The sequence below is a fragment of the Kitasatospora sp. MAP5-34 genome (assembly GCF_029894335.1).
In the GTDB taxonomy this organism is placed as follows: Bacteria; Actinomycetota; Actinomycetes; order Streptomycetales; family Streptomycetaceae; genus Kitasatospora.
Genome location: NZ_JARXZC010000027.1, coordinates 1 through 10,642, shown reverse-complemented (window position 1 = coordinate 10,642; position 10,642 = coordinate 1). Strand labels below are relative to the sequence as shown.

Annotated in this window: 9 protein-coding genes and 2 rRNA genes; 4 read left to right on the top strand and 7 right to left on the bottom strand. The window is 70.5% G+C overall.

Translation table 11 applies throughout. The annotated features are described in order from the left end of the window. Positions 1 to 43: 43 nt before the first annotated feature. Both P3T29_RS21425 and P3T29_RS21420 read left to right on the top strand, forming a co-directional pair. On the top strand, positions 44 to 301 hold the full coding sequence (locus P3T29_RS21425; RefSeq protein ID WP_280718171.1) for an acyl carrier protein: 258 nt from the start codon (positions 44 to 46) through the stop codon (positions 299 to 301). Beyond that, positions 282 to 1,589 carry an MFS transporter gene (locus P3T29_RS21420; protein ID WP_280718170.1) on the top strand — a complete coding sequence of 436 codons (1,308 nt, stop codon included), beginning with the start codon at positions 282 to 284 and terminating at the stop codon, positions 1,587 to 1,589. The genes P3T29_RS21425 and P3T29_RS21420 overlap by 20 nt, the downstream gene beginning before the upstream one ends. Before the next feature lie 213 nt (positions 1,590 to 1,802). Here the strand turns inward: P3T29_RS21420 and P3T29_RS21415 are convergent, their stop codons facing one another. Beyond that, complete coding sequence (locus P3T29_RS21415; RefSeq protein WP_280718244.1) at positions 1,803 to 3,131, bottom strand: class I SAM-dependent RNA methyltransferase; 1,329 nt, start codon at positions 3,129 to 3,131, stop codon at positions 1,803 to 1,805. A gap of 904 nt (positions 3,132 to 4,035) precedes the next feature. Between P3T29_RS21415 and P3T29_RS21410 the strand changes: the two genes are divergently transcribed. Beyond that, positions 4,036 to 4,704 carry a TrkA family potassium uptake protein gene (locus P3T29_RS21410; protein ID WP_280718169.1) on the top strand — a complete coding sequence of 223 codons (669 nt, stop codon included), beginning with the start codon at positions 4,036 to 4,038 and terminating at the stop codon, positions 4,702 to 4,704. Beyond that, the gene (locus P3T29_RS21405) at positions 4,704 to 5,375 is read left to right on the top strand and encodes a TrkA family potassium uptake protein (RefSeq protein ID WP_280718168.1); all 672 of its coding nucleotides are present in this window, start codon (positions 4,704 to 4,706) and stop codon (positions 5,373 to 5,375) included. Before P3T29_RS21410 ends, P3T29_RS21405 begins: the two co-directional genes overlap by 1 nt. A 62-nt stretch (positions 5,376 to 5,437) precedes the next feature. On the opposite strand, the gene P3T29_RS21400 is transcribed toward P3T29_RS21405, so the two are convergent. From P3T29_RS21400 to P3T29_RS21375, 6 genes are all read right to left on the bottom strand, one after another. After that, positions 5,438 to 6,223 (bottom strand): DUF3159 domain-containing protein, encoded by a 786-nt coding sequence (locus tag P3T29_RS21400; protein ID WP_280718167.1) that lies wholly within the window; start codon positions 6,221 to 6,223, stop codon positions 5,438 to 5,440. A gap of 2 nt (positions 6,224 to 6,225) precedes the next feature. Then, on the bottom strand, positions 6,226 to 6,630 hold the full coding sequence (locus P3T29_RS21395) for an OB-fold nucleic acid binding domain-containing protein (RefSeq protein WP_280718166.1): 405 nt from the start codon (positions 6,628 to 6,630) through the stop codon (positions 6,226 to 6,228). 75 nt (positions 6,631 to 6,705) lie between these two features. After that, entirely contained in the window at positions 6,706 to 7,386 is a 681-nt protein-coding gene (locus P3T29_RS21390; RefSeq protein WP_280718165.1) for a response regulator, read from the bottom strand. Beyond that, entirely contained in the window at positions 7,383 to 9,956 is a 2,574-nt protein-coding gene (locus P3T29_RS21385) for a sensor histidine kinase KdpD (protein ID WP_280718164.1), read from the bottom strand. Before P3T29_RS21385 ends, P3T29_RS21390 begins: the two co-directional genes overlap by 4 nt. A 381-nt stretch (positions 9,957 to 10,337) precedes the next feature. Next, positions 10,338 to 10,454 (bottom strand): 5S ribosomal RNA (rrf, locus tag P3T29_RS21380). Positions 10,455 to 10,538: 84 nt separating this feature from the next. Further along, a 23S ribosomal RNA gene (locus P3T29_RS21375) occupies positions 10,539 to 10,642 on the bottom strand; the annotation flags it as partial.

The following is a 10,642-nucleotide window of genomic DNA, read 5'->3' as shown; positions in this document are numbered from 1 at the left end:
CAGCGCTGCTCCCGACGCAGCCCTTGGAACAACCGGAGGCTTCATGGCGACCACGACGGAACACGGGCCGGTGGTGGCGGACATCATCGGGATATTCGCCGACATCCTCGACGCCGACGGTGAGATCAGCCCGGACTCGGACTTCTTCGAATCCGGCGGGAACTCGGTGCTGGCCGGCGTCCTCGTCGCGAAGCTCCAGAACGCGCTCCAGGTGAAGGTGACGATCCGCGACGTCTTCGCCGCGAGCACGCCCGTGCAACTCGCCGACATCGTCGTCGCCCGTGCGGCCGCGCCCCGCTGACCGTCGGCCTCCGACCGCGCCAGAGGCCGACCCCAGGCGCACGGCCGCGACCGGTCGGCGGGACCTGCGGCTGTACCTCACCGGCCAGGTGGTCTCCAGCCTCGGCTCGTCGTTCACGGCCTTCGGCCTCCCACTGCTGGTCTTCGAGCTCACAGGCTCGGCCTGGAACTTGGCCCTGACGACGCTGTCGACGTTCCTCCCCTACGTGTTGTTCGGGCTGGTGGTGGGCGCGTGGGTCGACCGGGTGGACCGGCTGCGCGCGCTCGCCGGGTCGAACGCGATCCGAGGCGTGGTCATCGGCATGATCCCCGGCCTGTGGCTCGTCCACGACCTGAACGCCCTCTGGCTGTACGGCATCGCGTTCACGAACACGTCGCTCGGCCTGGTGTCCCGAGCGGTCGAGGGCACTGCGGTCCCGGCGCTCACCGGGAGAAGCAACCTCGCGGCGGTGAACGGCAGACTGCAGGGCTGCTACGCGGTCGCCTCTGTGTTCGGCCCGGTCATCGCCGGCGCTCTCGTCGGCGGCGGAATGCCGGTCTCCTGGGTCTTCGGTTTCGACTCGGCTTCCTTCTTCGTCTCGACGTTCGCACTGAGGATGATCCGAACTCCCTTCAACGGACGGCGCCGCCATACCGGGGCGACGGTCCGGGCTGACATCAGGGCCGGTCTGCGCCTTGTCATGGGACATCCTGTGCTCCGGAGCATCGCGATGCTGTCGGTCTTCTTCAACATCCTGAGCGGGACCATCTGGTCGCAGATCGTCTACTTCGCCCATGTACACCTCGCCGCCGACGGCACCCAGGTCAGTCTGTTGTTCGCTGCCGACGGCGTCGGCATCGGTGCCGTGACCTTCGCCGCGGGCCGGATAACCCGGCGCCTCTCCTTCCGCAGCGTCATCCTGGGCATGCCCACCGTGTGGGGCTGCCTCATCTTCGCCATGTCCCGCAGTTCCTCGTTCTGGCCGTCCTGCATCCTGTGGGCGGCGGCCGCCGGGCTACCGGTCCTGTTCGCCATACGCACTCTCACACTCCGCCAGAGCATCGTGCCCGAGGAGTACCTGGGACGAGTCCAGTCTGTCGCCATGGTCGTAGCCGGCGCCGGACAGCCGATCGGCGCGCTGGGCGGCGCCTGGCTGATTCAGCGGACTGACCAGGTCGCGGACGTCTACGCGGGCATCGCGCTCGCCGTCGTGGTGAGCACCCTGGCGTTCTGGGCGGGCCCGCTCGGCAAGCCCGACAGAGTTCTCGTCCCGGACGTGACAGTCGAGGGATGCCGCAGTGAAGCTTGACCCTCTGCTTGAGGTGCGATGTCCCGTCCCGTCTCGGGCTTCCGCCGAGGAGGCTGCCCCGAAAGCTCTCCTGTCACCCGTCCTGGGACATAGCCGGGACCAGCAGCTCATGTCTCCGGGCTCACCCCTCCGGCCACCCCCGAACGGCCGACGGGCCGCGCGAACGGGAGAGTTCCCGTTCACGCGGCCCGTCAGGACGCGTACCGCAGGCCGCTACGCGGCGGCGCCGCCGATCGGCTCCAGGATCGCCACGCACTCGAAATGGTGGGTCATCGGGAACAGGTCGAAGGCCCGCAGCGAGACCGGGCGGTAGCCCCCCTCGCGGAAGAAGGCCAGGTCACGCGCGAGGGCGGCCGGGTCGCAGGCGACGTACGCGATCCGGCGGGCCGACAGCCCGGCCAGGTGGCGGACGGTCTCGCGGCCGGCCCCCGTACGCGGCGGGTCGAGGACGATCAGGTCGGTCGAGTCGATCCCGGTGCGCGGGAGCAGGGTCTCGACCTTGTCGCACTCGATCCGGACGTTCTCCAGCGCCGCCAGGTTGTGGCGAGCGTCGAGGACGGCCTGCTTGCTGGACTCGATGCCGAGCACCGCGCCGTCGTCACCGACCCGGTCCGCCAGCGCCCCGGCGAAGAGGCCGACACCGCAGTACAGGTCGAGGGCGTTCTCGCCCCACTGCGGATCCAGACCGGCCATCACGGCGGTGACCAGGGTGTCCGGGGCTTCGGGGTGGATCTGCCAGAAGCCGCCGTTGCTGACCCGCCAGGTGCGGCCCGCCGCCCGCTCGCGGACGAAGGTGCGGCCGTGCACCTGGTGGAAGTTCTCCTGCTCGTCGATCCGGGAGATCGACACCGGCTTGTCCAGCTCGACCAGCGGCAGCTGCTCGCCCGGCGCCGGGGTGAGGATGAGCTGACGGTCCGAGGAGCCCGAGGAGGCGATCACCTCGACCGAGGTCAGGCCCGTCCAGTCGCGGGTCTCGAGGCCGAGTTCGGTCACGCCCTCGGAGGCGATCAGGCAGCGGTCGATCAGCTGGAGGTCGTGCGAGCGGTGCTTGCGCAGGCCGACCTCACCGGTCTCCTGGTCGACCGAGTACTGGATCCGGCTGCGCCACTGCGGCACCTCGCCCGGCGGCAGCTTGCCGCCGACCGGCTCGACACTGCCGTCCCAGCCCGCCTCGGCGGGGGTGAGCCCGGCCAGCTGGGCGAGCTGCTCGGTGAGCACCTGCCCCTTGAGCTTGCGCTGCCCGCCCGGGGTGACGTGCTGCCAGTCACAGCCGCCGCACTTGCCGGGGCCCGAGAACGGGCACGGAGCCGCGATGCGGTCCTTGGACGGGGTGAGGATCTCCACCGCGTCGGCCCGCAGGAAGCGGGACTTGGTGGTGCCCTCGGTGACCTGAGCGATCACCCGCTCGCCGGGCAGCGTGTGCCGTACGAACAGCACCCGCCCCTCGTGCCGGGCCACGCAGTGCCCGCCACCGTGCGCGACCGGGCCGACCTCGACCTCGTAACGCTCGCCGACCAGCGGGTCACCGGCCGGGACCCGCAGGACGGGCTTGGCCGTCCGCAGCGCCTTCGGCGGGCGGACCGCCTGCTTGCGCGGCGCGCGCCGGCCGTTGGAGTCGCCCCCGGCGGCTCCCCCGGCGGCTCCCTTCGACTCCGCTCCGGCGGGCCGCTTGGCGCCGCCACCGGCAGCCTTCCGCGCGTCGGCGGCCTTCTTGGCGACTGCGGCGGGCGGCGGGGACGACTCACCCGGCGCCAGCGGAGCGGTCTGGGCCGTGAAGCCGTCGCGGTCGGTGGCCTCCGGTCGGGCGGGCCTGGCTCCCCAGCGCGGACGGGCGACCTGCCCCGGCTTGGCGCCGGACTTGGCACCGGACTTCGCACCGGACTTGCCGCCGGACTTGGCCGACTTGCCGGAGGAGCGGGGCGGGGTATTGCGGCTCACGAGGTTGCGTCCTTGCTGGGGTCGTCGTCTGCGGTCTGGTCTGGCGGCTCAGAGCCACCAGCTCTGAGCTGTCAGCCTCTGGGCGGTCTGCCTTCGGGCGGTCTGCGGCGGGCGGTCTGCTGTGGAGGCTCCCAACCACACGGCCGGGCCCACAGCGGCTTGCGCCGCTCGGAGGACTCCAGCTGCCAGAGTACGGAAGTAACCATCACGCCGGGCTGAACGGCGGACGTCCCTTGGGCCGAAGTGCACTCTTGTGTCGCAGGCACCATAAGGAATCGTAGGGGTTCTTCGCCCTGCCGCCGACCTCAAGGCGCTACCTTCAGCGAGACCGCGTTCGGCGGAGCGGCTAGCGTGTCGGATGATGAGCTTGCGGGCAGCGCCTCTGCTGCCCCGTCGTGCCGCACCGAAGGCGTGGCCTGGAGATCACCCCCGGATGCGGGGTGCGGAAGGATGATGAGCGGTGTTTGCGCAGGTCATGACCCCGACGGACTGGGTGAGGTAGCGTCCCGTGCACATCGTCATCATGGGTTGCGGACGCGTGGGTTCGGCCCTCGCGAGAGCGCTGGAGAAACAGGGTCACTCGGTGGCCGTCGTCGACCAGGACCCGACGGCTTTCCGTCGGCTCGGTTCCGGGTTCAACGGGCGCCGGGTCACCGGCGTCGGTTTCGACCAGGACACGCTGCGGGAGGCGGGCATCGAGGAAGCCGGTGCCTTCGCCGCCGTCAGCAGCGGCGACAACTCGAACATCATCGCCGCGCGGGTGGCCCGGGAGAACTTCGGCGTCGAGCACGTCGCGGCCCGGATCTACGACCCCCGGCGCGCCGAGGTCTACCAGCGCCTGGGCATTCCGACCGTCGCCACCGTCCGCTGGACGGCCGACCAGATGCTCCGCCGACTGCTGCCCAGCGGCGCCGAGCCGCTCTGGCAGGACCCGAGCGGCAGCGTGCAGATGGCCGAGGTGGCCTACGCGCCGTCCTGGGTCGGTCACAAGCTGAGCGCGCTGGAGGAGGCGTCCGGCTCCCGGGTCGCGTTCGTCACCCGGCTGGGTGAGGGCATGCTGCCCACGCCGCAGATGGTCGTGCAGGAAGGCGATCTGGTGCACGTGACGCTGCGCCGGGCGGACCAGGCGGCCGTCGAGGCGGCCTTCGCCAAGGGCCCGCAGGAGGGTGAGCACTGATGCGAGTCGCAATTGCCGGGGCCGGCGCGGTCGGCCGCTCGATCGCGGGCGAGCTGCTGGAGAACGGCCACGACGTCCTGCTGATCGACAAGAACCCGGGCTCCATCTCGGTGGAGCGGGTGCCGATGGCGGAATGGCTGCTGGCCGACGCCTGCGAGATCACCTCGCTGGACGAGGCCGCGCTGCAGCGCTGCCACGTGGTGATCGCCGCGACCGGTGACGACAAGGTCAACCTGGTCGTGTCGCTGCTGGCGAAGACCGAATACGGCGTGCCGCGCGTGGTCGCCCGGGTGAACAACCCGAAGAACGAGTGGCTCTTCAACGAGTCCTGGGGCGTCGACGTCGCGGTCTCCACGCCGCGTCTGATGTCCGCGCTGGTCGAGGAGGCCGTCAGTGTCGGCGATCTCGTCCGCCTGATGCGCTTCAGCCAGGGCAACGCCAACCTGGTCGAGCTGACGCTGGCGGCCGACACCGAACTGGTCGGCACCCGGGTCGGCGACGTCAGCTGGCCGGAGGACACCGCACTGGTGACGATCATCCGCGAGGGACGGGTGCTGGTCCCCGGCAAGGACGACACCCTGGAGGGCGGCGACGAGCTGCTCTTCGTGGCGGCCCAGGAGCGCGAGGAGGAGCTGGAAGACCTGCTCTCGGTGGTCTCCGGCGCCCAGTAGCACCACAGGTGTGAGGGCCCGTACCCGCTTGCCGGGTACGGGCCCTCACAGCTGCGCGGGTGTTACTCCTCCTCGACCGGGGCCTTGATCGGTGCCGGGGCCTTGAGCAGGATCCGCCAGGTCACGTACATCGCCAGGACGAGCGCGGGGATGCCGAGCGCCGTCTTGAGCCAGCCGAGCAGGGTGGTGTTGCCGGTGAAGTACAGCGGGAAGAGGATCACCGGCTTGATGCCCATGATCACCACCCAGGCCCAGGTCGCCTTGGTGTACGCCTTGAGCCGTCCGGGGTTCTCCGTCCGCCAGGTGAACATCTCACCGGTGACGGGCCCGAGCATCAGGCCGACCAGCGGCCAGCGGACCAGCGCGGAGATCGCGAGCGCGACGCAGTAGCCGACGTTGTAGAGCAGGCCGGGCAGGTAGAAGTTCTCCGCCTTCCCGGTCTTCATCGAGATCCAGGCGCCGATCGCGACCCCGAACACGCCGCTGAACGCGTGCTGGATGGTCTCCCGGCGGAACAGCCGGATGACGACGAAGATCCCGCTCAGGCCGAGGGCGGCCCAGGCGGCGGTGGGGATCTGGTGGGTGATGTTGAAGGTCAGGATGAAGACCAGGCCGGGCAGGGTCATGTCGACCATGCCGCGGATCCCGCCGAACGCCTTCAGGATGGTGTCGGCGGCCTCCTTGGAGGCGGCCGCCTCCCGGGCCGCGGCTTCCTCGGCGGTCTCCGGGGCCCGCCATTCCTCCGCCGTCGACTCCACCGCCTCGGTCAGGGTTTGGTCGACATAGCGACCGAAGTCGTCGGGCGCGACGGTGCGGGCGGCGGGTTCGCCGCCTGGCAGATTGGTCACTCTCACTCGCTCCCGTGTCCGGCAGGACGCAGTTCGTAGCGGGGGTTGAAGAGCACGCGGCGTCCGCGCGCATGGCTGATCCGGCCGCTGGCGATGAGCCGGCGGCCGGGCTCTATGCCGATGATCGAACGACGGCCGAGCCAGACCACGTCCAGGGCCTCGCTGCCGTCGAAGAGTTCCGCCTCCAGGGCCGGTACACCGGCCCTGGGACGGAGTGTCACTGTCCGCAGGGTGCCTGCCACGGTCACCAGCTCGCGGTCCCCGCAGCTGGCGATCGGGGTGCAGCCCGACTCCGCGGCGTCCTGACGCAGCTCCTGGGCCTGGAGCTCCTCGGCGGAGGAGGTCAGGCGGCTGAGCATGCGTCGGAAGCGGCCCTGCGGCTGGTCGCTGCTGTTGTCACCACTCATGCCCGAAGGGTACCGGCTCCAGGGCTCCCGAGGTCGGCGCTCGAGCGGTCCGGGTCGGACCAGGGGCCGCCCGGGTCACGCCTCGAAGCGGTAACCCATGCCCGGTTCGGTGATGAAGTGGCGCGGGTGCGAGGGGTCGGCCTCCAGCTTCCGGCGGAGCTGGGCGAGGTAGACCCGCAGGTAGTTGGTCTCGGTGCGGTAGGCCGGGCCCCATACCTCCTGCAGCAGCTGGGTCTGGCTGACCAGCCGGCCGGCGTTGCGGACCAGCACCTCCAGCAGGTGCCATTCGGTCGGCGTGAGGCGTACGTCGGCGCCGTCCCGGTTGACCTTCTTCGCGGCCAGGTCGACGGTGAAGCTCTCGGTGACGACCATCGAGTCGTCCTCCCCGGCCACCGGCTCGGCCCGGCGCACGGCGGCGCGCATCCGGGCCAGCAGCTCGTCCATGCCGAAGGGCTTGGTGACGTAGTCGTCGGCGCCGGCGTCCAGCGCCTCGACCTTCTCGTCGGAGGCGTGCCGGGCGGAGAGCACGATGATCGGGACCCTGGTCCAGCCGCGCAGGCCCTTGATCACCTCGACACCGTCCATGTCGGGCAGCCCGAGGTCGAGGACGACCACGTCGGGATGGCGGGCCGCAGCCAGCTCCAGCGCACTCGCACCGTCATGGGCCGCGTCGACCTCGTACTTGCGGGCCTTGAGGTTGATCACCAGGGCGCGGACGATCTGCGGTTCGTCGTCCACGACAAGGACCCGGGTCATACGGGCTCCGCCTTTCGGTTCGTTGGCAGTTGGGGGTTGTCCGGTAGATCTACGGCGGGGAGGGTGACCACCATGGTCAGCCCGCCGCCAGGGGTGTCTTCGGCGGCCACGGTGCCGCCCATCGCCTCGACGAAGCCGCGGGCGACGGCGAGACCGAGGCCCACTCCGGCGCCGCGCGGGGCGTCACCGTAGCGCTGGAAGGGAGCGAAGATCCGCTCCTTGGCCTCCTCGGGCACACCCGGGCCACGGTCGACGATGCGCAGCTCGACTCTCCCCGGGCCTCCGGGCGGATGCAGGGAACCGGCCTTGACCAGGACTTTCACGCCGTCGGGGCTGTACTTGACGGCGTTCTCGATCAGGTTGGCCAACGAGCGTTCCAGCAGCCCGGCGTCGGCGTGGATCATCGGGAGCGTCTCGGGGACATCGAGCTTGACCGACTCCAGCGGCACTCCCCCGAGCGCGAACGGGACGACCTCGTCCAGGTCGGTCTCCTGGATCAGCGGGGTGACGGTGCCGGTCTGCAGGCGGCTCATGTCGAGCAGGTTGTTGATCAGGTGGTCGAGCCGGTCCGCGCCGTTCTCGATCCCCTCCAGCAGCTCGGCCTCGTCCGCCTCGTCCCACTCGACGTCCTCGGAGCGCAGCGAGCTGACCGCCGCCTTGATACCGGCGAGCGGCGTCCGGAGGTCGTGCGACACGGCGGCGAGCAGCGCGGTACGAATCCGGTTGCCCTCCGCCTCCCGGCGGGCGGCGGCCGCCTCGCCGGCCAGTCGGCGACGGTCCAGCAGCACGGCCGCCTGGGCGGCGAACGCGCCGAGCAGGCGGCGGTCGGCGGCCGGGAGGACCCGTCCGCGCAGAACGAGCGCGAGGTTCTCCCCCACCGGGACGTCCACGTCGCCGTGCTCGGGCCGCTCGGGCGGCTGCGAGCCGCTCGAGGCGGCGAAGTGCCAGGGCCCGTGCTCGTCCGGACGTTCCAGCAGAGCGGCGGAGTCCTGCTGGAAGGTCTCCCGGACCTGGCCGAGCAGGGCCGTGAGCAGCCCGTCCCCGCTGGGCGCGCCGCGCAGCACGGTACCGGCGAGGGCGCTCAGCGTCTGCGCCTCCGCCTGGCTCCGGGCCGCCTGCTGGGTACGGCGGGCGGCCAGGTCGACCACCGAGGCGACGGAGATGCCGACCCCGGTGAAGATGCCGACGGCGAGGATGTTCTGCGGCGCCGAGATCGTGAAGCTGTGGACCGGGGGCGTGAAGTAGTAGTTCAGCGTCGCGGAGCCCACCAGGGCGGAGGCGATGGAGGGCAGCAGACCGCCGACCAGGGCGGCGCAGACCGTCACGGAGAGGAAGAGCAGCATGTCCGTGGCCTGGCCCAGCCCGTGGAGATGGGTGAGGAACACGGCCAGCAGCGGCGGCCCGGTGACACCGATCAGCCAGCCGGCCACGGTACGCGCGCGACCGAGATCGGTGATCTTACGGATCGGGATCTTGCCCCGGCCCTTGGCGGCGTGCTCGTGAGTGACGATGTGCACGTCGATGTCGCCGCAGTCGCGGGTGACGGTGGCACTGACGCCGGGGCCGTAGATGTACTGCCAGGCGCGGCGGCGGCTGGAGCCGAGCACGATCTGCGTCGCGTTGACGCCCCGGGCGAAGTCCAGCATGGCCGCCGCCGGGTCGTCACCGAGGACGGTGTGGAAGCTGCCGCCGAGGCTCTCCAGCAGCGCCCGCTGCTCGATCAGGGCACGCGGCGAACCGGAGCCGGTCAGCCCGTCCGACCGGGCGATGTGCACGGCCAGCAGCTCACCGCCCGACGCGCGGTCGGCGATCCTGGCCGCCCGGCGGATCAGGGTCGCTCCCTCGGGGCCGCCGGTGAGGCCGACCACGATCCGCTCGCGGGCCTGCCAGGTGCCCTCGATGCCCTGCTCGGCCCGGTAGCGCTGGAGGTACTCGTCGACCCGGTCGGCCGTCCAGAGCAGCGCCAGTTCACGCAGCGCGGTGAGGTTGCCGGGGCGGAAGTAGTTGGAGAGCGCGGCGTCGATCTTCTCGGGCGCGTACACGTTGCCGTGCGCGAGGCGGCGACGCAGCGCCTGCGGGGACATGTCGACCAGCTCGATCTGGTCCGCCCGGCGGACCACCTCGTCCGGGACGGTCTCCCGCTGCCGCACGCCGGTGATGCCCTCGACCACGTCGCCGAGCGACTCCAGGTGCTGGATGTTGACGGTCGAGACCACGTCGATCCCGGCTGCGAGCAGCTCCTCGACGTCCTCCCAGCGCTTGGCGTTGCGGCAGCCGGGGACATTGGTGTGGGCGAGTTCGTCCACCAGGGCGACGGCGGGCTTGCGCCTCAGGACGGCGTCGAGGTCCATCTCACTGAAGACGGCCCCCCGGTGGATCAGCTCCTGACGCGGGACGGTCTCCAGACCGTCGATCATCCCGGCCGTCAACTTCCGATTGTGGTGCTCGACGAACCCGACCACCACGTCGGTGCCCCGGACCAGCCGCCGCTGGGCCTCGGCGAGCATGGCGTACGTCTTTCCGACCCCGGGGGCCGCCCCGAGGTAGATCCGCAGCCTGCCGCGTGCCATGCGCACCATTCTTGATCCCAGCCGGGGACACCGCCCCCGGACACCTGTTCGCCAGCTTCGAGACTACGGCCTTGTGAGCGGATCTCCCCTGATCAGCCTAGTAGATGGGCAGATTTAGCGGCTTTTTGACGGTTCGCACCCGTGGTACACCTTCGTCTCACCGACGGCCGCCCTGCCGTCCACCCGGGCGCCTCAAGCCGCGTCGCACCCCCACTGACGCGATGGCTCCAGAGCCCGACCGGAGCCGAGGCACAGCCCTCCGCCGGCCGGGTGGGGACGAACCCGCAGGCCATCGCGCAGGCCATCGCCCGGAATGAACTGGTCCGGACATGCAAATGACCCCCCATCCGTTCCCGGATGAGGGGTCATTTGTGAATGATTGTTCGGCGGCGTCCTACTCTCCCACAGGGTCCCCCCTGCAGTACCATCGGCGCTACGAGGCTTAGCTTCCGGGTTCGGAATGTAACCGGGCGTTTCCCTCGCGCTATGACCACCGAAACACTACGAAACAAGCCGCACACAATCCCGTGGCCCGGGATGCGGGGTCGTTGTTTCAGAACAACACAGTGGACGCGAGCAACTGAGGACAAGCCCTCGGCCTATTAGTACCGGTCAGCTCCACCCCTTACAGGGCTTCCACATCCGGCCTATCAACCCAGTCGTCTACTGGGAGCCTTACCCTCTCA